The sequence below is a fragment of the Streptomyces sp. Edi4 genome (assembly GCF_040253615.1).
In the GTDB taxonomy this organism is placed as follows: domain Bacteria; phylum Actinomycetota; class Actinomycetes; order Streptomycetales; family Streptomycetaceae; genus Streptomyces.
In genome coordinates this window covers 6,922,073-6,945,151 of sequence record NZ_JBEJGY010000004.1, presented here as the reverse complement: position 1 = coordinate 6,945,151, position 23,079 = coordinate 6,922,073, and the positions used below count along the sequence as shown (strand labels likewise).

The following is a 23,079-nucleotide window of genomic DNA, read 5'->3' as shown; positions in this document are numbered from 1 at the left end:
CCCTATCGCTGCGGGGTCAGGGGGCGGCGACCGGGACCGCGTTGAGTGCCTTCAACTTCCAGCCGGAGTCGGTGCGTTCGAGCGCCGCTTCGAAGCGCTTGCGGTCGGTGGTGGCGGTGCCGCTCGTCGGAGTGAGCCGGACCTGCACGGTCGCGATCAGCTTTGCGCTGCCCGCCCGGTCGTCGAGCGCGGTGAGCGCGGCGTCGGTGACATCGCCGCGTGCCGAGGTCGACGGTTTCGCGATGCCCGCCCGACGGAGCTCGTCGTGAAGGGGCCCCGTGGAGGCGTCGAGCCAGGTGCGCAACGCCGCGTCGGGGTGGGCGGCGTCCAGTGTCGAGAGCGCTGCGATCTGCGTACGGCCCGCCTTCAGTGCGGCGTCGCGCGAGGCGGCGTACGCCAGGGACGAGTCGCCGCGCGCCTCGAGGTAGGCCCATCCCCCGAGCACCGTGAAGGCCGCTGAGAGCGCGATCACGGCCACCACGAGGACGCGACGGAGCCGGATCCCACTCGGACACCGCATCACGGCCGCCCGTCCTGTCCAGGAGCGTTTCCTGCCGCGTCACGCCTCAGACCGAGTAGTCCGGCCAGGTCCGATGGGCCGCCGCCGGGCAGGGCCGGCAGTCCGAGTGCGCCGGGAAGCTGCTCCTGTACGGCTTCGGGTGACGCTCCCGGCGCGGAAGACCGGTCGGCCGCCTGGTACGACCCGGCCGGCAAGGACCCCGGTCGGGCCGGGTCCGGAACCGGCCCTCCGCTCGGGGCGTGCGCCGAGCCCCGTACGTCGATGCCGCTGCTCGCCGGCGCGGCGCATCGGGCCTTGGTGTTGAGCTGGGGGGTGTCGAGGGTTTCGAGGCCGTTGCGGTAGGTGGTACCGCCGTACCCGTCGGTGCAGGGCAGCGGCGCGAAGAAGGTGGTCGCCATGCCGAGGTGGGCGCCCTTCGCGTCGATGGCGGTGGCGCCGGCGGCGGCCAACGGGGGTACTTTCACCAGCAGTTCCTCGATTCCACGCTGCCGGGTCACGGCCACGTCCGCCGTGGTGAGGAGATTGGCGAGCACCACACTGAGCTGCGGGTCGAGATCCCTGAGCAGCCCGCTGACCTGCCCGGCGGCATCAGGCGCGGCGGCGATCAGACGGCGCAGATCGGTGTCCGAATCCTTCAGCGTGGCCGCCAGGCTCCGCGCTCCGGACGCGAAGGTCTTGATGGCCTGCGCCTCGTCGGCCTGGGTACTGAGAACGCTTTCACCGTCGGCGAGCAGCGTCTTCGTACTCGGCAACGCCCTGTCCGCGGCCCGCACGAAGTCGCTGCCGTTGTCGAGCAGCGCCTGGAGGTCGTCTCCGCGCCCTTCGAATGCCTTGCCGAACTCGTCGACGACCGTGCGCAGCGACTCCAGCGGCACGGAGGCGGCGAGATCGTTCACACTGGTCAGTACGGTGGTGACGGGCGCCGGGGTGCGCGTGTCGGACTGCGCGATCACGGCGCCGTCTCCCAGGTAGGGCGCGCCGGCGGAAGTGGGCCGCAGGTCGATGTACTCCTCCCCGACGGCGGACAGGTTGGCCACCACCGCCTGCAACGCGCTCGGGATGGGCGGCGCCGAGTTGTCGATGCGCAGCTCGGCGACGACGCCGTCGTCGGTGAGCCCGATCGGCCCCACCCGTCCGACCGAGACGCCCCGGTAGGTGACGTTGGAGTGGGTGAACAGCCCGCCCGTCTCAGCGAGATGGACCTTCACCGTGTAGTAGTCGCGGATGCCGATGTAGTGGCCGACGTCGGCATACCGGAATCCGGTGTAGCCGAGCACCAGGACACCGATGACGAGGAACGCGACGTTCTTGAGTCTGGTCGCCAGGGTCAGCATCAGCGCGTACCTCCCTGGCCCCCGAGGGGCGGCAGGCCGAGTGGCGGACTCTCTGTGCCGCGCCCGCTGCCCTTACCGGGATCTCCCTGGCCGCTCTGCCCACTTTGGCTGCTTCGGCCTCCCCCACCGGCCTGACCGGCCTGACCACCTTGACCGCTCGGCGTGTCCGGCGACTTGGCCGCCGCTTTCGGCGCAGTCGACGCCGGTGACGTCGGTGACGCCGTCGGAGCGGGCCCCGTCGTGAGCGGCGGAATGATCTGCGTGCCGGGCGCGGCCGTCACATCGAGGTAGACGTTGAGGTAGTCGCCCTTGACGCCCCGCAGCACCTCGTCGGTGAACGGATAGGTGAGCAGCACCTGGAGCGAGTCCGGCAGGTCCTTGCCGGAATCCGCCAGCGACTTGAGGGTCGGTGCGATCGCCTTCAGGTCGGCCACCATGTCGTCCTTGCTCTTGTTGACCGTCGCGACGGCGACCGTGGAAAGGGAGTCCAGCGACTTCAGCATCGTCAGAAGTGAACCCCGTTGATCCTCAAGGACTTTGAGTCCCGGGGAGAGTCCGGTGAGCACCGTGCCGACCTGTTGCTTGCGGGTGGCCAGGGTCGCGGAGAGGCGGTTGACTCCGTCGAGGGCGTCGGTGATGTCACCGCGGTGGCCGTCGAGGTCGGTGACGAGGGTGTTGACGCGCTGGAGCATGGAGCGGACCTGCGGCTCGCGGCCCGCGATGGCCTTGTTGAGCTCGGTCGTGATGGTCTTGAGCTGACTGACGCCGCCTCCGTTGAGCAGCATGGAGAGCGCTCCCAAAACCTCCTCGACCTCCGGGTTGCGGTTGGTCCGTGCGATCGGGATGGCGGCGCCCGGGCCAAGGCGTCCCTGGGGTGCCTCCTTGGTCCCCTTCGCCGGCGCGGAGAGCTGGATGAACTTCTCCCCCAGGAGGCTGGACTGTTCCAGCTGGGCGTACGCGTTGGCGGGCAGCGCCACATCACCCCGGATCCGCATGGTGACCTTGGCCGACCAGCCGTCGGGGGCGAGGGTCACTCTGGTGACGCGGCCGACTGCGACGTCGTTGACCTTCACCGCGGCCTGCGGGACCAGGCTCAGCACATCGGCGAAGTCGGCGGTGATGTCGTACGGGTGGCTCCCCAGGTCGGCGCCTCCGGGCAGCGGCAGCTGGTCGAGTCCGGAGAACGACGGGAGCGAGCAGCTGCCGAGGGTGAGGGCCAGGGCGACGACGACCGCGACGCCTGCCCCCAGCGCCGCGCCCGTGCGCCGGCCAATACGCCCCTTCATCCCTGGCCCCCGCTCCTGGCCCCGGAGCCCGGGGACGAGCCGGCTGGAGAACTGCCCGACGGCTCGCCCGGGCCGCTTGAGGGGGCCGGGGCGCCCAAGGGGGCCGGGTTGCCAGAGTCCTTCGCGGTGTCGACGGACGTCCCGTACACCGTGCCCACGGGGGGAAGCGGCAGCGCTGGGAGCGCTCTCAGACTCGCCTGCGGCACCGGCACGAGCGGCGCGTCGCCGGCCACCGCCGGGTTCGGGGCACGGACGAGGTCGCCGCCCATGCTGATCTCGTTGATGTCGCCGCGCCCGTCCAGCGTGCGGTGCACCGGGTCGTAGGCGTTGAGAGCGTTCCCGGCGGCCAGCGGCGCGGTGTCGAGGGCTTCCGCGAGCGAGGCGCGCTGATCGACCAGGATCTGCGTGAGCGGGGTGAGCTTGTCGACCTCGGCCTTGAGGCCGGCGCGGTTGTCCTGGATGAAGGTCTTGACGTCGCCGAGCGCAGTGCCGAGCTCCTTGAGCGCGCCCGCGAGGTTGTCCTTGTTGTCGGCGAAGAACGAGGTGACGTCGGCGAGTTGGTTCTGCGCGTCGCGCACCGCGCCGTCCTTGTTCTTCAGCATCGTGGTGAACGTCTGGAGATAGGACAGCGTGTTGAAGAGGTGGTCGCTGCTGCCGTCGAGCGTCTTGGCGGCCTTGCCGAACTGCTCGATGGAGTCGCCGATCGCGGCGCCGTTGCCGTTGAGGTTGCGGGCGCCGGTGTCGAGGAGCCCTGAGAGCGCTCCCGCCGAGTTCGCCCCGGTGGGGCCGAGCGCCTTGCTGAGCTCGGTCAACGAGGCGTACAGCTGGTCGACCTCGACGGGGGTGGCGTTGCGGGAAGCGGGCAGTTCCGCCCGGTCGGCGATCTCGGGTCCGCCGGTGTACGCGGGGGTGAGCTGGACGTAACGGTCGGCGACGACGCTGGGCGAGACGACGGCGGCCCGCGCGTCCTTGGGCACCTTCACGCCCGGATCGAGGGTGACCACGACCTTGACCTGCCGGCCCTGCGGGGTCACGGAATCGACCTCGCCGACCTTGACTCCGAGAACCCGCAGGTCGGAGCCCGGGTAGATGCCGACCGCCCGGTCGAAGTAGGCGGTGATGTGTTTGCCGCCGGAGCCGGCGAACACCCGCAGGCCGCCGACCACGGTGGCGGCGACGGCCGCGAGGGCCAGCACGATGGAGAGAGCGCGTCGCCGGCTCACGCGTAGCCTCCGTTCTTCGGCGGCATGCAGCCGGTGCCCGGGAGCGACTTCGCCGGGAGGTAGTTCCTGGGGACGAGGCCGCAGATGTAGGTGTCGAACCAGCGGCCGTTGCCGACGGTGTTGCCGACGAGCCGGTAGTAGGGGCCGGCCAGCGCCAGGGTGCGGTCGAGACCCGCCTGGTTCTTGACCAGGACATCCGTGACGCGCCCCAACGCCGCCAGTGCCGGCTTGAGTTGGGCGTTGTTGTCCTTGACCAGGCCGGTGAGCTGGGTGCCGAGTCCGCGGGTTCCGGTGAGGAGTGCCTGGATGGCGTCGCGGCGTTGCTTGAGCTCACCCAGGAGAAGACCGCCGTCGTCGATGAGGGTTTCGAAACTGCTCTTCTTGTCGGCCAGCGTCTTGGTCAACTGCTCGCTGCCCTTGAGGAGTTGGGCGAGCTGGCTGTCGCGCTGCGAGACGGTTTTGGAGAGCGCCGACAGGCCGGACACGGCCGTGCGCACCTCGGGCGGCGAGTCCTTGAAGGTGTCCGAGATCGTCTCGAAGCTCTTGGCGAGCTGAGCGGTGTCGATGTCGCCGATCGTGTTGCTGAGCCCTTCGAAGGCCTGGGTGACGTCGTACGGAGAGGTCGTGCGGGACAGCGGTATGCGGCTGCCCGGGTTCTGCCGTGCGCTGCCGAGCGGGTCGATGGCCAGGTACTTCTCGCCGAGCAGTGTCTTGATGGCGATCGCCGCGGTCGACGCGTCGCCGATCCAGGCGTCCCGCACTTTGAAGGCGACCTTCACTTTGGCGCCGTCCAGGGTGACCGCCTTGACCTCGCCGACCTTGACCCCGGCGATCCGCACCTCGTCGCCGTCGCGCAGCCCGGCGGACTCGGAGAAGTCGGCGCTGTAGGTCGTGCCGCCGCCGATGAACGGCAGCGAGTCGGCGTTGTAGGCGGCCACGCCGATGAGCGCCAGGACCAGCAGCCCCACGAGGCTGACCGCGACGGGGTTGCGTTCCTTCATGGGCTTGAGGCGAAAGCGCCGCACGGCGGGGCGCGGCCGCCGTCCGGGCCGTCGCCGGCGCGGCACGGGGAATCTCATCCCTGGCACCTCGATTCGCTGACCGGGATTCCGGTGGGCGGCGCGCTGCCGTCCTCGGTCTTCACGCCGGACACCTTGGCCTCGCAGAGGTAGAGGTTGAGCCAGGATCCGTACGACGCGATACGGGTGACGGCCCGCATCTTGGCCGGGGTCCTGGTCAGGAAGTTCTCGATGGTGGGAGCGCTCTCAGCGAGGTTCGAGGACAGCCTGCCCAGTTGTTTGATGTCCTCCTTGAGCGGGGCCCTGCCGTCCCGGAACAGGCCGGCGGTCACCGTGGTGAGGTCACCCATGGCGGCGATGGCCTCGCCGAGGGGTTTGCGGTCCCCGGCGAACCCGGAGACCAGTTTCTGGAGCGTGACCACCAGGTCGTTGAAGCCCGCCTCACGGTCGTTGACGGTGCTCAGGACGGTGTTGAGGTTGGTGATGACCTCACCGATCACCTTGTCCTTGGCGGCGACGGTGGTGGTCAGTGAGCCGATGTGCCGCAGGAGGCTGTCCACGGTGGTGCCCTCACCCTGGAGGACCTGCACGATGGAGCCGGCCAGCTGGTTGACGTCCTTGGGTGAGAGCCCTTCGAACAGCGGCTGGAAGCCGTTGAAGAGCTGGGTGAGGTCCAGGGCGGGCGTGGTGCGTTCCAGGGGGATGGTCGCGCCGGGTGCCAGCGTCGCCCCGACCTGGCCCGTGCCCCGGCCCAGCTCGACATACCGCTGCCCGACCATGTTGAGGTATTTGATGGCGGCGGTGGTCGTGCCGGGCAGGGTCTGGCCGCGCCGCACGGAGAACGTGACCTGGGCGAGCCGGTGGTCCACGACCCGCACCTGGTCGACCTGGCCGACCTTCACGCCGGCGATACGGACGCTGTCGCCCTCGATCAGGCCGGTCGTGTCGGTGAAGCGCGCCCGGTAGGAGACGGTGTCCCCCACCCCGGTGTTGGCGATGGACAGCGCGAGCACGGTGGTGGCGAGCGCGGTCACCAGGACGAAGACCAGGGACTTGATCAGGGGCCCCGCGATGCTGCGACGGTTCACCCGATGCTCACCTCCGCTCCGCGCAGGGCCGGCCCGACGAGCAGACTGCTCCAGTCCGGCAGGGACGCGGCGGACTCCTTGAGGCCTGGCGCGAGCAGCTCGTTCACCAGCTGGTTCTCCTGGGGCGAGTTCGGCAGGCCGAGACCGGTGTTCGAGGTCGCGGCCGGGTTCGTGTCCGTATGCGTGAGAGCGCTCTCAGCGGGGAGCGGGGCGCCGAGGTAGGGCACCGGATAGCACTGCGGGCCGCCATCGGCGGTGTACGCGGGGGTGTCGCGTCCGGGCACGTACTTGCCGAGCGAGGGCACCGTTTTGACGCTGACGTGGAGCCCGGGTTGGCCGGTGCCCTTGCCGAGCGCCTTGTCCATCGCGGGGACGAAGCCGGCCAGCGTCCGCAGGGTGCACGGAAAGGACGGCGCGTACTTGGCGAGGAGTTCCAGGGTCGGTCGGCTCACGGCGCTCAGCCGGATGATGTTGTCCTTGTTCTGCTGCAGGAAGGCCGTGAGGTCCTGGGCGGTTGTGGTCGTCCGCCCGTAGACAGCCAGGAGTTGGGAGCGCTCATCCACCAGGGTGCCCGTGGTGGTCGTGGCGTCGGTAAGCGCTCTCAGGATGTCGGGGGCGGCGTCGCTGTAGGTCTGGGTGACCTTGACGAGTCGCACCAGGTCGGCGTTGAGCGTGGGCAGCTCGGGGTTGAACTTCCTCAGGTGCGCGTCCAGGGTGGCGAAGGTGTCGCCGAGCTCGGTGCCGCGTCCGCGCAGCGCCTGGGCGACAGCGGAGAGCGTGGAGGAGAGTCTGTCCGGCTTGACGGCGGTGAGCATCGGCAGGACGTGGTCGAGGACCTGTTCCAGTTCGATGGCGTTGCGGGACCGGTCCTGGGGGATGGTCGCATCGGCTGAGAGCGCTCTCGTGGATGGGTTCGGCGGGGGCACGAGCGCCACGAACCGTTCGCCGAACAGGGTGGTCGGCAGCATCTGCGCCCGGACGTCGGCGGGGATGTGGCTGAGTCCCCCGGGGCGCAGAGCGAGGGTCAGCCTTGCTCCGTCGCCGTCGGTGCTGATGGCGCGGACCTCGCCGACGACGACGCCGCGCAGCTTGACCTCGGCGCCCCGGTGCATCTCGTTGCCCACGCTGCTCGTCAGCACGGTCACCGTGTCCGAGCGGGTGAAGTCCTTGTTGTAGACGGCTATCGAGAGCCAGATGAGCAGCGCCGGCACGAGCAGGAAGACGACCCCGGCGAGGCGGCGGCGTACGGTACGCGCGTTCATCCGGCCACCTTCACGGTGGTGGTGGCGCCCCACAGGGCGAGGGAGAGGAAGAAGTCGGTGACCGCGATCAGCACGATCGCGTTGCGCACCGAGCGGCCCACCGCCACGCCGACACCGGCCGGCCCCCCACTGGCGCGGAAGCCGTAGTAACAGTGGGCCAGGATCACCATCACGCTGAAGATGAGCACTTTGAGCACGGAGAGCAGGACGTCGGTCGGGGAGAGGAACAGGTTGAAGTAGTGGTCGAAGGTTCCGCGTGACTGGCCTTTGAAGAAGACCGTGGTCATCCGGGACGCGAAGTAGGAGCTGAGCAGCCCGATCGCGTACAGCGGAATGATCGCGACGACCCCGGCGATGATCCTCGTGGTGACGAGGTAGGGGAGGCTGCGGATGCCCATGCCTTCCAGGGCGTCGATCTCCTCGTTGATGCGCATCGCGCCGAGCTGGGCGGTGAAGCCCGCGCCCACGGTGGCGGAGAGCGCGAGTCCCGCGACCAGCGGGGCGATCTCGCGCGTGTTGAAGTAGGCGGAGACGAAGCCGGTGAAGGCGGCGGTGCCGATCTGGTTGAGCGCGGCGTACCCCTGGAGGCCGACCACCGTGCCGGTGAACAGGGTCATGGCGATCATGACGCCGATGGTCCCGCCGATGACTCCGAGGCCGCCGCTGCCGAAGGCGACCTCGGCAAGCAGCCGTTGGACCTCCCTGAGGTAGCGCCGCAGGGTGCGCGGTATCCACAGCAACGCCCGTACGTAGAAAGCGAGTTGGTCGCCGGAGCGGTCGAGGAGGCTGACTGGGGCCATTGGTCAGCCGCCCTTCGGGGGAACGATCTGGAGATAGATCCCGGTAAGGACCATGTTCACGAAGAAGAGCAGCAGGAAGGTGATGACCACGGACTGGTTGACTGCGTCGCCGACACCCTTGGGGCCGCCGCGCGGGTTGAGTCCCCGGTAGGCGGCGACGATGCCGGCGATGAATCCGAAGATCAGTGCCTTGATCTCGCTGACGTACAGGTCGGGGAGCTGGGCCAGGGCGGAGAAGCTGGAGAGGTAGGCGCCGGGGGTGCCGCCCTGGAGGATGACGTTGAAGAAGTAGCCGCCGAGTGTGCCGACCACGGAGACCATTCCGTTGAGCAGCACGGCGACGAACATGGTCGCCAACACCCTTGGTACGACCAGGCGTTGTACGGGCGAGACGCCCATGACCTCCATCGCGTCGAGCTCCTCGCGGATGGTGCGCGAGCCCAGGTCGGCGCAGATCGCGGAGCCGCCGGCGCCCGCGATGAGCAGGGCCACGATCAGGGGGCTCGCCTGCTGGATGACGGCGAGGACGGAGGCGCCGCCGGTGAACGACTGGGCGCCCAGCTGCTGGGTGAGGGAGCCCACCTGGAGCGCTATGACGGCGCCGAACGGGATGGAGACGAGGGCTGCGGGCAGGATGGTGACGCTGGCGATGAACCAGAACTGCTCGATGAATTCGCGTAGTTGGAAGGGCCGGCGAAAGACCGCCCGGATGACGGCGGCGGCGAGGGCGAAGAGCCGTCCCGTCTGGCGGAACGCGCCGAGTCCGGGAAGCGGCCCGCGCGGTGGCCGGGTCGGCGGGGGCGTGGGTGGGGGCGGCGTTCTCTCGGCCTCCATCGTCATGGCGTGGCCTCCCGCTCCGGCGCCGGGCCATTCTCGATGGCGCGACGGGCCGCGGGCGGCAGCTGGTCGAGCATCGCCATGACGCGCAGTTTGCGGCGCAGCACCGCCTGGCGTGCGGGCAGCCCCGGCGAGGGCTCCAGCTGCGGGACGAGCGGGCGGGGTGAAAGCCCGGGTCCGGACGGGGAGTCGAGCTGTTCCTGGGCGAGGGTCGCCGCGTCCTTCTCCTCGGACATCCCGATGGGACCCTCGCGGCGTCCGCTCAGGAACTGCGCGACGACGGGCTCTTCGCTCGTCAGCAGCACCTCACGCGGGCCGAAGGTCACGAGGTTGCGACGGAAGAGCATGCCCATGTTGTCGGGGACGGTCGCCGCGATGTCGAGATTGTGGGTGACGATCAGCATCGTCGCGTCGATCTGCGCGTTCAGGTCGATCAGGAGCTGCGAGATGAACGCGGTGCGCACCGGGTCGAGCCCCGAGTCCGGCTCGTCGCACAGGATGATCTGGGGGTCGAGTACCAGGGCGCGGGCGAGGCCGGCGCGTTTGCGCATGCCGCCGGAGATCTCCCCGGGAAGCTTCTCCTCGGCGCCGAGCAGTCCGACCATGTCGACCCGCTCCATGACGATGCGACGGATCTCGGACTCCTTCTTGCGGGTGTGCTCACGCAGCGGAAAGGCGATGTTGTCGAAGAGCGACATGGATCCGAACAGCGCGCCGTCCTGGAACATCAACCCGAAGAGCTTCCGCGTCTCATAGATCTCCCGCTCGGGGCTGTTCACCATGTCGACGCCATTGATGAGAACCCGGCCGCGTTCCGGTTTGAGGAGACCGATGAGCGATTTGAGGAAGACGGTCTTTCCCGTGCCGGAGGGGCCCAGCATGACGCTGACTTCTCCTGCGGGAAGCGTGAGCGAGACGTCCTGCCAGATGTTCTGCTTGCCGAAGGACTTGGTCAGATCCTCGACCACGACTTCAATTCCCATCCCACCTCCAGCAGGCATGCGCGACATGCGTAGAGCGACGCGAGATCACCAAGGGGCGCACGGTAAGGTGCGCGGCGCCACCGAAACAAGATCCCGGAGGGCCGCATTCGTCAATTCCTCTTTCCTTTGTCACTGGTTGACAAGTTCCGGCGTCCTCCTGATCCCTGACTGCGCAGCAATTGAGCGGTCAGAACGCACGGAGGACGGGGGTGGCGCGTCCAGGAGAGCTGAGCGGCGCCGCCCCGCCCCGACGAGCCGGCCTGGAATTTTCAAAGCGGTGCGGCCAAGGGGGCTTGCCCCGACCGGTCCCGGCCTTCGGGGTGTGGCCGGGAGAGCGGGGGCGCCGAGCGGGCGGGGCCCGGGTGAGCTGTCCGGACCGGCCGCACACCGGACGCTACGGCTGGGTAACCTCGCTCTGCAATACCAGTTCCAGAAGTTTCCGCGAGCCCTCACCCGGCCATCGACAACTTGTCATTTCCCGCGCATTTACCCTGGGTAAGTTGTCACTCCTTGACGGATTTCACCTGTAACCTCGCGTGCGGCCCTCTTTCATGGGGAGCGAGCTGGGAAGTTCGGCACGCGACGCCCGCCCTGCGTCTCTCCATTGCGCACCAACCGACAAGAAAGGGCGGCCGGTTACTCACCTGCGACACAACGCAGGGTCTTGCTCGGCACAATCTTGAACGGCAGGATTGTGCGCCCATGTTTCCCGCAAGTAACGTCCGCGTCGTCACGGATCGTACGTGGCCGAATCCGTATCCGTAGCAGGTGAAATCGGAGGATATCGCTGTGCGAAGCACCCTAGGAAAGATCGCGCTGGTATGTGGCGCCGCGAGTGCCGCGTTCGCCCTGGCGACCGCGCCCGCCCTGGCCGCGTCGCCCACTCACTGGGTCATCGGCCCCAACTCGCCGGAGAGTTTCACCGCCACTTCGAGCGATGTCGTGCTCTCCATCAACGGCATCGACATGACCTGCACTTACGCGGACGCGGGTGGCAGCTTGCAGAGCGCGACCGGCAACCCGGCCGCGGTGGGCAGCATCAACCCCGCGCACTTCGGCAGTTCGAGTGAGCCGTGCACCAGCTTCCTCGGCACGGTGGACACCGTGGCGAACACACCCTGGACGCTGAACGTGACCGACTACGACGCGGGCACCGGTGTCTCGCAGGGTTACATATCCGGTGTCAACGCCCGTGTGTCGGTGGCGACTTGCGCGTTCACCGTGACCGGTACGGCGCACGGCACGTACACCAACTCCACCGGCGATCTGGCGGTGGCGGCCAACCCCACCGAACTGACGGTGTCGGCGCCGACGGCCGGCTGTGCGGGGGTCGTCTCCGCGGGTGACCATCCGTCGTTCAACGGCGACTACTACGCGGTGGTCAGCGGCACCAGCACGCACCCGACCATCGTCGGCTCGTAGTACCGCATGGCGCAGCGCGTTCGCCCCGGGCCCGCCCGGCCGGCCCACGGCCTGTCGGGCGGGCCCCCAGACGCGGCGCGGACGCCCCCCGTCCGCCGAGCCGGACGGTGGGTCCGTGTGCACCCCAGGCAAGGGAGCTGAGTGAGTGGAGCTGATCGCGACGTGACGAGGAAGCGGGGCTCCGGCGGCCGTTGGCAGACCGTACGCGGCCGGGGTGCGGTCGCGGCGGCGACCGTCGTGCTGGCCGCCATCGTGCCGGGCGCGACCGCGGCGCTCGGGGATCAGCAGGTCAGCACCGATCTCGCCTACACCTGCGCGTTCCCGGGCGGAGCGCGGTCTGTGTCGGTACGAGTCGCGGCCAAGTTCCCCGAGCGGGCCGCGCCGGGTGTGGCGATCCGGCCCGTCGACGTCGCCACACGGGTGACGCTGCCCGCGTCCGCCGTCGCCGAACTCACCGCGCTGCACGCGGCCACGACGGGAGCGAGCATCCGGCTGACGACGCGGGTGGCGCAGAACGGCGCCGACGTCACTGCCCTGTGGCAGCTGGGCGCGCCCTCGGTCCCCCTCCCGCCCGCGGGCGACGCGGTCCTCACGGCCACCGGCGACGTCCCCACCATCACCGCCAACGACCCCGGCGACCTCACGGTGACCGCCACGGCTCTCACGCTCGACTTCCAACCGGTCACCATCGAGGGCCGCGCCACGCAGCCGGCGACCCTGTCGGTGTCATGCACGAGAACCCCGGGTGGATCGGATCAGCTGGCCAAAGTGCCGGTGTCCGGGGCCACTTCGGGCTCCACACCGTCGTCGGCGCCCGGCGCCTCGACGCCGAGCCCCACGGCCGCCGCCACCCCGCCGCACCCCTCCCTCGCCGCCCCCAAGGTCGCCGCCCCCACGGCGGGAAGCGCTCCCCCCGCCGCCGTGCCCCCGTGCCACGGTGACACCGCCCAGCCCCTCGCCCTCGCGGCGTACGTCACCGGGTACTCCAATGTCACCAAGCTGAACGGCGCCTCCCTGATCCCCGTCTACTGCGCCCAGATCGTCCAGGGCCTCAACCAGCTGAAGCGGATCGAGGTGAGACCCGGCGTCTTCGAACTCCATCTGCTCCAGAAGTCGCAGGGCCGGCTCGACTACCAGGGCCGGGCCCAGACTCCTCCGGCCCCGGCCACATTTTTGACCTTCGGGTTCATGCCGACCACCGCGACGATGACGTTGGAACAGACCGGTCCCATGTCCATCGACTCCGATCTCAACAACACCGCCGGGCACGGCGAGACCTACATCAGGATTCCGTTGACCCTGCGCCTGAGCGACGTCAAGGTCAATGGCACACCGATGGACGTCGGCCCCAACTGCCGTACCAGCGGCCCCATTTACTCCCGAGATCCTGACCCGTCGAACAACACCAAGGACCACATGGTTCTGCTGGGGCAGCTCAAGAAGGGCAAGGACACCGTCTGGCGCGGCTACTCGCTCTCCCGGGGCGGTCCCCTGGACGGCGAGGTGACCATTCCGCCGTTCACCGGTTGCGGCGTGGGCGAAGACCTCAGCCCGCTGTTCACCGCGTCGGTGTCCGGGCCCGCCAACACGGTGAAGCAGAACCAGGGAGCGCCGTGCGCGTCCGGCATCCCGGACGACCCGGCCAAGCTGTGCACCCCGGACAAGCAGCCCACGACCATCCCGCCGCCCCTGCGCTGACTTCCGGCCAACTCCGGTTCGGTACACAGTTGTTGGCGCAGCCGCCCATATCCGTACAGGACGTCGCGTGTCGGGACGTCCAGAGGGGACGACTCCATGAGACCCGTATCCAACCGCCTGAGCGCCGCACTGCTCGCCACGGGCACCGCCCTGACAGTGCTGGGTGCGGTGGGGACCGCCTCCGCCGACACCACGTCGGCGAGTCAACTGGCGGGTGACTGGGCCCCGTTCACCCGGTGTCCCGTGGACGACCCGGCCATGCTCGCGGCCGACGGACGCGCCGACATCGTGCAGTGCATCGCCTCCCACTCGCCCGGCGGCTCCATCAAGCTCGGCAACACCGACGTCACCACGGGAGCGAGCGACTTGCAGGTCGGGGTCATCCAGCACTCGGGCGGGACATCCACACTCGTCGCCCCCGCCGGCGGCGCGCTGGTCGCCGACCCCGCCGACATCCCCGGCGGGCTGCTCGGCCTGATGTGCCCGAGCGACATCCCCGTCGTCAGCGGCATCTGCCAGGGCATCACCAACGCCAGTCTCAACCGGGTGACCGCGACCATGGAATCCGTCGGTACGCCCAGCGACTTCCAACTCACCGCCGGTGCCACCTCCGGTCAGCCGATTCTCGCGATCCCGGTCCGCATCCATCTGCAAAACCCACTCCTCGGCGGCTCCTGCTACCTCGGATCGGCGGCCCACCCCATCGTTCTGCGCCCCCAGAACGTCACGGTGCCCAAGCTCGGCATCCAGCGCTTCGACGGCAACGGCACGGCCAACACGGCCGGCGTCATGAACCGGCTCAGCCTCACCGGCGCCGACCAGACGGACACCACGTTCGCGGTGCCCGGGGCAAGCGGTTGCGGCCTCGCGGGCCTGCTCGACTGGGCGGTGAACCTCAAGACGGGCCTTCCCTCGGCGGGCGGCCGCAACAACCTCGTCCTCAACAACGCGTCCACCTACCTCGCCGGACTGCACGCCCCCGGCACGGTCGTTCCCAACAACGGCAAACTCCTCTCTCAGTACTGGCATTCGGCGGCCCAGTGACGTCTGCCACCACCCACGCGCGGCGGCCCGGCCGAGCTCCGGCCGGGCCGCACCGGAATCGGCCGACAACCGACGCACCCTGAGCCCGGCACCGACCCAAGTGTTGTCCCTGGCACGGCAGTTGTTCTAGGTTCAGCAGTCCGCCAAGGTACGCACCTGTCGGTCGATGGGAGCGCTTTCCCCATCGGTCATCCCCCCACCGGAGCGCCGTAGTGCAAGGGGAGTGAGATGCCCACAGCCGCGCAGTCATCGGACACCCAGGAGCCCTTGGGACCGCTCCCACAGGAGTTCGCCGCGATCATGCGTCCCGAACTTCCGGGACTCCTCAAGGAGATCGGCGCGGAGGTCACGCGCGCCTACCCCGAGTACGCCCGGTTGCTCGAGGGCCCCTACGGGGAGGCCATCAGGGTCGGGGTGGAACAGAATCTCACCGTCTTCGTCGACCAGGTCGCCTCCCCCAGCGCGCCCTCCACCCTCCGCGACGAGATGTGCCGGCGCTTCGGCCGGTTCGAGGCCTACGAGGGCCGGAGCCTGGAAACGCTCCAGGGGGCCTACCGGCTGGGCGCCCGCGTCGCGCTGCGGCGGGCCAAGAAGATCGGCCGGCGCTACAACCTCTCCCCCGCCCTGATGCTCAGCTTCGCGGACGCGCTCTTCACGTACGTCGAGGAATTGGAAGCGCTCTCACGAGAGGGGTATCTGGAGGTAACGTCCTTCTCCGGCGAGCGCTCCGACGCGCTGCGCAGACGGCTGCTGCATCTGGTCCTCGCCGGCTCCCCAGTGCCCCGCGCCGCCATCGCGGAACTGGCCGACCGCGCCCGCTGGCCACTGCCCGAGCGAGTCACCCTGATCGCGCTCCGCTCCGGGGCGGGCCTCACGCGCGCCGCTTTGGACAACGATGTCCTGGTCGACTCCGGCGAACCGCACCCCCACCTCCTGGTGCCGGGCCCGGTGGACGAGACGCGAAGACGGATGCTGGACGCCGCCCTGCACGGGTCCTGGGCCGCGGTGGGGCTCGAGGTCCCCATCGGTGACGCGTCCGACTCCCTGCGTTGGGCGCGCCAGGTCCTCGACCTCGCGGCGGCGGGCGTCATCGAGAGCGAGTCCGGCCGGCTGTACTGCGAGGACCACCTGGTCACGCTCTGGCTGCGCTCCGATCCGGCGCTGCTCGAACACCTCGCCCGCCGCGAACTCGCCCCTTTGGAAGCGCTTACACCCGGTCGGCGCGACCGCCTCATCGACACCCTGCGGACCTGGCTCGCGACCCGTGGCACCGCCGCCCACATGGGCGAACTCCTCGCCGTGCACCCGCAGACGGTGCGCTACCGGATGCGCACCCTCGAGTCCATCTTCGGCGACCGGCTCGCCGACCCCGAACACCGGTTCGCCACCGAACTAGTGCTACGCGCAAGGGACCTCTGCCGCCGGGATCGCCCCTGAACTTGCCCCGATCGGCGCCATAATCATCCGAATCACTTCGAAAACAACGGATAAATATCGTCAAGTACCAGGGCGGGTGCGAACCCGCCGCTCGGTATGCCCGTCTGGATGGGCGGATGTCCGAAGGATGTCCGTACCACCCGCACTACGCCAGAGGCATACCGATGTCTTCGCACCTGCCGGCCGTCTTCCGCGGCGCAGCGGCCCCGCACCCCCGCACCCTGCTCGACATACTGGACGCGACGGCGGCCGCCCACCCGGGCGCACCCGCACTCGACGCGGGCGGCGAGCGGCTGACCTACCAAGACCTCTGCGACCGGATCACCGAACGCGCCGTGCGGCTCACCCGCCACGGCATCGGCCCCGGCGACCGGGTCGGCATCCGTATCCCGTCCGGCACCTGCGATCTGTATCTCGCCATCCTCGCGGTGCTGCTGTGCGGCGCGGCGTATGTGCCGGTCGACGCCGACGACCCCGATGAACGCGCGGCGACGGTCTTCAGCGAGGCCGGGGTGTGCGCCGTCATCGAGGCGGGAGAGCGGATACTGCCGGGGTCCACGGCACCGCTCGGCGCCCACTGGCGTGCCGCGCGGCCCGAGGACGACGCCTGGATCATCTTCACCTCCGGTTCGACGGGGCTGCCCAAGGGCGTGGCGGTCACCCATCGTTCGGCCGCCGCGTTCGTGGACGCGGAGGCACAACTGTTCCTGGCCGAGCGGCCGTTGGGGCCCGGCGACCGGGTCCTGGCCGGCCTCTCCGTCGCGTTCGACGCCTCGTGCGAGGAGATGTGGCTGGCCTGGCGGCACGGCGGCTGCCTGGTTCCGGCGCCGCGTTCGCTGGTGCGGGCCGGCCATGAACTGGGCCCCTGGCTCATGGAGCGCGGCATCACGGTGGTCTCCACGGTGCCCACCCTGGCCGCGCTCTGGCCGGACGAGGCGTTGGAGGACGTACGGCTCCTGATCGTCGGGGGTGAGGCCTGCCCGGGCGCCCTCGCGGACCGGTTCGCGGTCAAGGGCCGTGAGATGTGGAACACCTACGGGCCCACCGAGACCACGGTGGTGGCGACAGCGGCCCGCATGATGCCCGGGGAGCCCGTACGCATCGGACTTCCCCTGGCCGGCTGGGAGTTGGCGGTCCTCGACCGGGCCGGAAACCCCGTCCCCTACGGAGGCGAGGGGGAACTGGTCATCGCCGGGGCGGGCACCGCGCGGTATCTGGACGGCGTCAAGGACGCCGAACGGTTCACGCCGCTCGCCCTCCTCGACACCCGGCGCGCCTACCGCACCGGAGACCTCGTGCGCGCCGAGGCCGCCGGCCTCGTCCACCTCGGGCGGGCCGACGACCAGGTCAAGGTGGGCGGGCGCCGCATCGAACTCGGCGAGATCGACGCCACGTTGAGAGCGCTTCCAGGCGTACGCGCCGCCGCCTGCGCGGTGCGCGGCACCCCGGCCGGGGGGCAGATCCTGGTGGGTTACCTGGTACCTGAACGGGAAGGATTCCGCGCCGATGAGGCGCGTGGCATCCTCACCGAACGCCTCCCGGCCGCTCTGGTGCCGCTGCTCGTGGAGGTAGCCGATCTGCCGACGCGTACCTCGGGCAAGGTCGACCGGGACGCGCTTCCCTGGCCGCTCCCCTCGCAACGCGCTCCCCTCACCCCGGCCGAACAGGACGGCTCCACCGCCGCGCGGCTCGCCGGGGCGTGGGAGCGCATGCTGGGCGTGCGCCCCGAGCCGGACAGCGACTTCTTCGCTCTCGGCGGCTCCAGCCTGAGCGCCGCACGACTGGCGTCCGAGCTGCGTGAGCACTACCCCGGCGTGTCCGTCGCCGACCTCTACCGCCGGCCCCTGCTGCGGGACATGGCCCTGCACCTTGAATCACTCGCCGGTCCCGCCGCCGAGAAACGCACGATCCAGCCGGTTCCGCGCAGCGCCGGGGTGGTCCAACTCCTGGTGACGACAGCCCTGTTCGGCGTCGCCGGACTGCGCGGGCTGATCGCGCTGGCCACGCTCGACAACATCATGGGCTGGCTCGCGCCCCAGGCCTGGGCGCCGCACACCTCCTGGTGGTTCGTTCTCATCGGCGCCGTGGTCCTCCTCAGCGCGCCGGCCCGCTTCGCCATCGGCGCGGCAGCCGCGCGTGCGCTGACCCGAGGAGTGAAGCCGGGTGCCTATCCCCGGGGCGGGCGTGTCCATCTGCGGCTGTGGACGGCCGAACGCGTCGTGGCGGCGTTCGGCGTCTCCTCCCTGCTCGGGACACCCTGGGCCCGTCTGTACGCGCGTTCACTGGGCTGCCGGGTCGGCAAGGGCGTCGCCCTGCACGCCATGCCCCCGGTGACCGGTCTTGCCACGATCGGCCGGGGGGCGAGCGTGGAGCCCGAGGCCGACATCAGCGGCTGGTGGCTGGACGGGGCGACGCTGCGCATCGGAGCGGTACGCGTCGGGGACGGCGCCCGGGTCGGCCACCGCAGCACCCTGATGCCCGGCGCGGTCCTCGGCACGGACGCCGAACTCGAGCCGGGCGCCTGCCTGGACGGCCAGGTCCCGCCCGGCCGCCGCTGGCTCGGCTCACCGGCCCGCCAGGCCGAGGCGTACGAGCGCGTCGCCGGGACCGGCTGGCCCGCGCCGCGTCCGCAACGCTCGCGCCGCTGGGCCGTGGCCTACGCGCTCTCCTTGACCGCGCTGCCGCTGGTCTCGCTCCTGTACACCGCGCCCGCGCTGGTCGGCGTCTACTACCTGGTGCGTTCCTGCGACACGCTCTCAGCCGTGGCGGTACGCCTGCTGGTGGCCGCGCCGCCCATCGCGGTGGCCACCACCCTGCTCTCCATGCTGACGCTCGCGGTCCTGGTACGGATCCTCGGGCGGGGCCTGAAGCCCGGCTTCCACCCGGTGTGCGGCGGTGTCGCCTGGCGCGCCTGGCTGGTGACGCGCCTGGTCGGCGGCGCCCGAGGCAGCCTCTTTCCCCTGTACGCGAGCCTGGCCACCCCGGTGTGGCTGCGGCTGCTCGGGGCCCGGGTGGGACGGCGCGCGGAGATCTCGACGGTGCTGCCGCTGCCCTCTCTCCTGACGGTGGAGGACGGCGCCTTCCTCGCCGACGACACCCTGATGGCGCCGTTCGAAATCCGGGGCGGCTGGCTGAAGTTGGGCAGGGCGAGCGTGGGACGGCGCGCCTTCGTCGGCAATTCCGGCATCGTCGGCCCGGACCGCGGGGTGCCCGACGGCGCCCTGATCGGCGTGCTGTGCGACGCGCCGGCCCACAGCGAGCCGGGCAGTTCCTGGCTCGGGCGGCCGGCCCTTCCGCTGCCGAGAGTCGCGGCCACCGCCGACCCCGGACGCACCTTCGACCCGCCGCGCCGGCTCGTGCTCGCCCGCGCCTCGGTCGAGCTGTGCAGGGTGACGCCCCTGATCTGCTCGGTGCTGCTCGCCGAAGCCGTACTCATCGGCGAGCAGAGCGCTCTCAACCGGGGCGGGCTCTTGCTCGCCGCGCTGGCGGGGACCTTGCTCCTTGTGGGGGCGGCCGCCGTGGCGGGCCTGACGGCGACCGCCGCGAAGTGGGCCCTGGTCGGCCGGTTCAAGGCCGGCGAGCACCCCCTGTGGTCCTCCTTCGTGTGGCGCAACGAGCTGTACGACACCTTCGTCGAGTCTCTGGCGGTGCCGTGGATGGCGGGCTCCTTCACCGGGACGCCGGTCCTCAACTGGTGGCTGCGCAGCCTGGGGGCCCACATCGGACGCGGGGTGTGGCTGGAAACGTACTGGCTGCCGGAGACCGACCTGATCACCCTGGGGGACGGGGCGAGCGTGAACCGGGGGTGCGTGTTGCAGACCCATCTCTTCCACGACCGGATCATGCGCCTCGACGCCGTGCGGCTCGCCGAGGGCGCGTCGCTCGGCCCGCACAGCATCGCGCTGCCCGGCACCGACATCGGCGCCAGGGCCTCGGTCGGCGCCGCCTCACTGGTCATGCGCGGCGAGAGCGTACCGCCGGACACCCGCTGGGCGGGCAACCCCATCGCGGGTGAGCAGTCAACGCCCGTGCATACCCAACTCTCCATCAATGGAACGAAGTTGACGGCACATCAGGGCGCCTCGCCCCGCGAAGGGAGCGCCGCGTGACCCGGTACAGCCGGCGGTCCCTGGTCCGGGTCGCCGCCCTGTCCACGCTCGGCGCGCTCGCGATCGCGGACGAGTCGGCCACCGGCCACCGGGACCGCTACTTCCCCCAGCACGGCTCCTACGGGCACGACACCCTCGCCTACGATCTGCGGATCGCCTACGACTCCACAAGCGGCCGCCTGGCCGGTACGGCGCTGATCCAGGCCGTCGCGCTGCGGCCCTTGGAGCGGGTGGAACTCGATCTGTTCCGGCTCAACGCCCAGGCGGCGCACATCGACGGCAGGGCCGCCCGCGTCCGGCAGCGCCAGGGCAAGCTGTACCTGACGCCCAGTCAACCGGTTGCGGCCGGAGCGTCGTTCACGACGAAGGTACGGTACGGGGGGCGGCCAGGACCGATCCGCTCGCCGTTCGGGAGCATCGGCTGGGACCGTACCGGAGACAGCCATGACGGCACCCTGGTCGCCTCTCAGCCACTCGGGGCGCCGTCCTGGTTCCCCTGCAACGACCGGCCCGACGACAAGGCGGCGTACACCTTCCGGGTCACGGTGCCGCGCGACCGGCAGGCGCTCGCCAACGGAACGCTCACCGAGTGCCGCAGCGAGGGCGCCACCGATGTGTGGACCTATCACCACCCCGGTCCCATGGCCACCTATCTGGCCGCGCTCTACACCGGCCGCTTCCAGCACGACAGCGTGCTGGCGCCCGGGCTGCCGGGCGGCAGGTCGATCCCGGTGCACAACGCCTATCCGTCGCGGCTCGCCGACGCGGCCCGCCACGATCTGGGCCGCCAGCCCGACATGCTGCGGCACTTCTCGCACCTGTTCGGGCCCTACCCGTTCGAGGCGTACGGCGCGGTGGTGGTCGACGCCGACCTCGGCGCGCCGGTCGAGAACCAGACCCGCTCGGTGTTCGGCCGCAACCACATCGACGGGCGGCGCGGCTGGGAGACCCTGGTGGCCCACGAGTTGGCGCACCAGTGGTTCGGCAACAGCGTGGGCATCCGCGAGTGGCGCCACATCTGGCTCAACGAGGGCTTCGCGACGTATGCCGAGTGGCTGTGGTCGGAGCACATCGGCGAGGACAGCGCCGACGAGATCGCGCGCCGGGAGTGGCGCGGTCTCGCGCGGCGCGGCCAGAACCTGCGGCTCGCCGAGCCGGGCCCGCGCCGCATCTTCGACGACCGGCTCTACACCCGGGGCGCGTGCACCTTGCACGCGCTGCGTCTGACGCTGGGCGACGACCGGTTCTTCGCGGTGCTGCGCGGATGGCACGAAGCCCGACGCGGACGGATCGGCGACACCGTCGCGTTCATCGCCCACGCGCAGGCGATGGCGGGTGACGAGGTGCGGCCCCTGCTCCAGATGTGGCTCTACGAGAAGAAACTCCCTGAACTGCCGCAGCCGGTGGCCAACTGACGCGCCACCAGGTGCGCGTCTCGTCAGGTGAGGGGTCATCCCGGCGGGGCGGCGGGGTCGGGCTGGGCCGAGGCTGGGCGGGGCCGAACAGGGCCGAGCCGGGCTGGGCTCGGGGGCGGGGGGCCGATGGGCGCGGGCGCGGACCACTCGTGCCATCGTCTGGGAGCGCTCTCAGCACGCTGTCGTCGTGTACAAACCTTTACCTACGCGCGAACTTCGGGCTGCTTCATGACGGTTCGCCGCCTATATGACCCTTGCCGGATCCCCCATGCCGCCCCTTACAGTGCGCTTGGCCACGACCGGCCGCTTTCACGGTTCTCAAGGGAGGCTCACGTGCGACTGCCGCGCACCGCACACCGGGGGCTGTTCGCGGTGTACGTGCTGCGGGGCCAGGCACAGGTGCCGTTCATGCCGAGCGCCGTGACCGGGGCCATCTTCACCGTCGCGCTCTTCGCCGCGGGATGGCAGTACGGCCTCTACGGTATCCTCGGCACCGCGCTCGGTACCGGCACCGCGCACTTGCTCGGCGTGGACCGGAGCCGGGTGTCGGCCGGCCTGGAGGGGTTCAACGCCTGCCTGGTCGCGGTCGGCTTCGCCGTGTTCCTCGGGCCCCAGTACCCTTCCACGATGGTGCTGGCCGCCGGCGGCTGCGCGGTCGTCACCGTGGTCACCGCGGCCTCCACCACGCTGTTGCGCGGCTGGGGTCTGCCCACCTTGACGCTGCCCTTCTGCCTGACGGCGAGCGCGATGACGATCGCGGCGCCCGGGTTCGAGCGGGTGTGGCACCACGGCCCGGGGACGGCTGAACTGAGTCGCGCGGCCGAGGGTTCGGTCGCCCTCGCCGTCGACGACGTGGGACGCGCTTTCTTCGCCAACATCGCCCAGATCTTCCTGATGCCGCAGTGGTACGTGGGCCTGATCCTCCTGGTCGGCATCTTCGCGGCCAGCCGGACGGCCGGGGCGATGGCCTGCGTGGGAAGCTCCGTCGGCCTGGTGACCGCGTGGGCACTCGGGGCGCCCACCGCCCGGATCGTGGACGGCACCATGGGCTACAACGCGGTACTCGTGGCGATGGCGCTCTGCGGGGTGCTGCTGGCCGCGGACCGGTGGAGCCTCGGTTTCGCGGTGGTGGGCGCGGTGGTGGCCACCGTGCTGGGCCCCGCCGTGAGAGCGCTCTCCGCGCCGGTCGGCGGACACGCCTTCACTTGGCCGTTCGTGCTCACGACCCTGGTCTTCCTCGCCTCCGTACCGGCATTGCCCAGGCTGCACCGCGCCGGGCCACACGTGCGACCCCTGCCCGAACCGGCGACCGGTTCCGACGTCGCGCTGAGGACCTGAGCCTGAGCCGACGTAACCGGTCACGACCCGTATTGGCCGGGGGCCCGGGCCCACGTGACAGCGCGGGTCGCGACCGTGCTGGGGTCTGAGCCCGGCACCGGCACCCCGGACGCTCTTCGCCTCGGCACCGGAGGCCCCGGACGCCCTCCGCCCCCAGCGCCGGACAGCCGACCGCGCGCTTCGTCCGCGGCAGGAGTAGGCCGCGCGTCCGCCGACCCGGCAGTGGTCGACGCCCATGCCCTGCGCTCCCAGCACCAGCCCGGG

At 70.5% G+C, this 23,079-nt stretch carries 17 protein-coding genes; 7 read left to right on the top strand and 10 right to left on the bottom strand.

From position 1 onward, the window contains the following. Positions 1 to 16: 16 nt before the first annotated feature. The 10 genes from ABR738_RS33265 to ABR738_RS33220 all read right to left on the bottom strand — a co-directional run bounded on the left by ABR738_RS33265 (position 17) and on the right by ABR738_RS33220 (position 10,352). Positions 17 to 520, bottom strand: a complete 504-nt coding sequence (locus tag ABR738_RS33265; protein WP_350233639.1) for a hypothetical protein — start codon at positions 518 to 520, stop codon at positions 17 to 19. Next, on the bottom strand, positions 520 to 1,854 hold the full coding sequence (locus ABR738_RS33260) for an MCE family protein (RefSeq protein ID WP_350233638.1): 1,335 nt from the start codon (positions 1,852 to 1,854) through the stop codon (positions 520 to 522). Before ABR738_RS33260 ends, ABR738_RS33265 begins: the two co-directional genes overlap by 1 nt. Then, entirely contained in the window at positions 1,854 to 3,140 is a 1,287-nt protein-coding gene (locus ABR738_RS33255) for an MCE family protein (RefSeq protein ID WP_350233637.1), read from the bottom strand. The genes ABR738_RS33260 and ABR738_RS33255 overlap by 1 nt, the downstream gene beginning before the upstream one ends. Next, the gene (locus ABR738_RS33250) at positions 3,137 to 4,363 is read right to left on the bottom strand and encodes an MCE family protein (RefSeq protein ID WP_350233636.1); all 1,227 of its coding nucleotides are present in this window, start codon (positions 4,361 to 4,363) and stop codon (positions 3,137 to 3,139) included. The genes ABR738_RS33255 and ABR738_RS33250 overlap by 4 nt, the downstream gene beginning before the upstream one ends. After that, positions 4,360 to 5,364, bottom strand: coding sequence for an MCE family protein (locus tag ABR738_RS33245; RefSeq protein ID WP_350233635.1), 1,005 nt, complete (start codon positions 5,362 to 5,364; stop codon positions 4,360 to 4,362). Before ABR738_RS33245 ends, ABR738_RS33250 begins: the two co-directional genes overlap by 4 nt. Before the next feature lie 74 nt (positions 5,365 to 5,438). Next, complete coding sequence (locus ABR738_RS33240; protein ID WP_350233634.1) at positions 5,439 to 6,470, bottom strand: MCE family protein; 1,032 nt, start codon at positions 6,468 to 6,470, stop codon at positions 5,439 to 5,441. After that, positions 6,467 to 7,732 (bottom strand): MCE family protein, encoded by a 1,266-nt coding sequence (locus ABR738_RS33235; protein ID WP_350233633.1) that lies wholly within the window; start codon positions 7,730 to 7,732, stop codon positions 6,467 to 6,469. The genes ABR738_RS33240 and ABR738_RS33235 overlap by 4 nt, the downstream gene beginning before the upstream one ends. Beyond that, positions 7,729 to 8,532 (bottom strand): MlaE family ABC transporter permease, encoded by an 804-nt coding sequence (locus ABR738_RS33230; protein ID WP_350233632.1) that lies wholly within the window; start codon positions 8,530 to 8,532, stop codon positions 7,729 to 7,731. The genes ABR738_RS33235 and ABR738_RS33230 overlap by 4 nt, the downstream gene beginning before the upstream one ends. 3 nt (positions 8,533 to 8,535) lie before the next feature. Beyond that, entirely contained in the window at positions 8,536 to 9,372 is an 837-nt protein-coding gene (locus ABR738_RS33225) for an MlaE family ABC transporter permease (protein ID WP_502964182.1), read from the bottom strand. Continuing rightward, a complete protein-coding gene (locus tag ABR738_RS33220) occupies positions 9,369 to 10,352 on the bottom strand; it encodes an ABC transporter ATP-binding protein (RefSeq protein ID WP_350233631.1) in 984 nt (327 codons plus the stop codon). The genes ABR738_RS33225 and ABR738_RS33220 overlap by 4 nt, the downstream gene beginning before the upstream one ends. A gap of 789 nt (positions 10,353 to 11,141) precedes the next feature. On the opposite strand from ABR738_RS33220, the gene ABR738_RS33215 reads away from it, so the two are divergent. From ABR738_RS33215 to ABR738_RS33185, 7 genes are all read left to right on the top strand, one after another. After that, positions 11,142 to 11,774 (top strand): hypothetical protein, encoded by a 633-nt coding sequence (locus ABR738_RS33215; RefSeq protein ID WP_350233630.1) that lies wholly within the window; start codon positions 11,142 to 11,144, stop codon positions 11,772 to 11,774. A 162-nt stretch (positions 11,775 to 11,936) separates the two neighbouring features. Further along, a complete protein-coding gene (locus ABR738_RS33210; RefSeq protein ID WP_350233629.1) occupies positions 11,937 to 13,472 on the top strand; it encodes a DUF6801 domain-containing protein in 1,536 nt (511 codons plus the stop codon). Between the two features lie 96 nt (positions 13,473 to 13,568). After that, complete coding sequence (locus ABR738_RS33205; RefSeq protein WP_350233628.1) at positions 13,569 to 14,516, top strand: hypothetical protein; 948 nt, start codon at positions 13,569 to 13,571, stop codon at positions 14,514 to 14,516. Between the two features lie 228 nt (positions 14,517 to 14,744). Further along, complete coding sequence (locus ABR738_RS33200; RefSeq protein ID WP_350233627.1) at positions 14,745 to 15,953, top strand: PucR family transcriptional regulator; 1,209 nt, start codon at positions 14,745 to 14,747, stop codon at positions 15,951 to 15,953. Between the two features lie 164 nt (positions 15,954 to 16,117). Beyond that, positions 16,118 to 20,062, top strand: coding sequence for a Pls/PosA family non-ribosomal peptide synthetase (locus ABR738_RS33195; RefSeq protein WP_350233626.1), 3,945 nt, complete (start codon positions 16,118 to 16,120; stop codon positions 20,060 to 20,062). Further along, complete coding sequence (locus ABR738_RS33190; RefSeq protein WP_350233625.1) at positions 20,059 to 21,477, top strand: M1 family metallopeptidase; 1,419 nt, start codon at positions 20,059 to 20,061, stop codon at positions 21,475 to 21,477. The genes ABR738_RS33195 and ABR738_RS33190 overlap by 4 nt, the downstream gene beginning before the upstream one ends. 333 nt (positions 21,478 to 21,810) lie before the next feature. Then, positions 21,811 to 22,815 (top strand): urea transporter, encoded by a 1,005-nt coding sequence (locus tag ABR738_RS33185; RefSeq protein ID WP_350233624.1) that lies wholly within the window; start codon positions 21,811 to 21,813, stop codon positions 22,813 to 22,815. Positions 22,816 to 23,079 lie beyond the last annotated feature (264 nt).

What these genes read in the sequence shown, in the direction of transcription:
- ABR738_RS33265 (WP_350233639.1), bottom strand. Translation starts at nt 520, where the DNA reads ATGCGGTGTCCGAGTGGGATCCGGCTCCGTCGCGTCCTCGTGGTGGCC.
- ABR738_RS33260 (WP_350233638.1), bottom strand. Translation starts at nt 1,854, where the DNA reads ATGCTGACCCTGGCGACCAGACTCAAGAACGTCGCGTTCCTCGTCATC.
- ABR738_RS33255 (WP_350233637.1), bottom strand. Translation starts at nt 3,140, where the DNA reads ATGAAGGGGCGTATTGGCCGGCGCACGGGCGCGGCGCTGGGGGCAGGC.
- ABR738_RS33245 (WP_350233635.1), bottom strand. Translation starts at nt 5,364, where the DNA reads ATGAAGGAACGCAACCCCGTCGCGGTCAGCCTCGTGGGGCTGCTGGTC.
- ABR738_RS33235 (WP_350233633.1), bottom strand. Translation starts at nt 7,732, where the DNA reads ATGAACGCGCGTACCGTACGCCGCCGCCTCGCCGGGGTCGTCTTCCTG.
- ABR738_RS33230 (WP_350233632.1), bottom strand. Translation starts at nt 8,532, where the DNA reads ATGGCCCCAGTCAGCCTCCTCGACCGCTCCGGCGACCAACTCGCTTTC.
- ABR738_RS33225 (WP_502964182.1), bottom strand. Translation starts at nt 9,372, where the DNA reads ATGACGATGGAGGCCGAGAGAACGCCGCCCCCACCCACGCCCCCGCCG.
- ABR738_RS33220 (WP_350233631.1), bottom strand. Translation starts at nt 10,352, where the DNA reads ATGGGAATTGAAGTCGTGGTCGAGGATCTGACCAAGTCCTTCGGCAAG.
- ABR738_RS33205 (WP_350233628.1), top strand. Translation starts at nt 13,569, where the DNA reads ATGAGACCCGTATCCAACCGCCTGAGCGCCGCACTGCTCGCCACGGGC.
- ABR738_RS33200 (WP_350233627.1), top strand. Translation starts at nt 14,745, where the DNA reads ATGCCCACAGCCGCGCAGTCATCGGACACCCAGGAGCCCTTGGGACCG.
- ABR738_RS33195 (WP_350233626.1), top strand. Translation starts at nt 16,118, where the DNA reads ATGTCTTCGCACCTGCCGGCCGTCTTCCGCGGCGCAGCGGCCCCGCAC.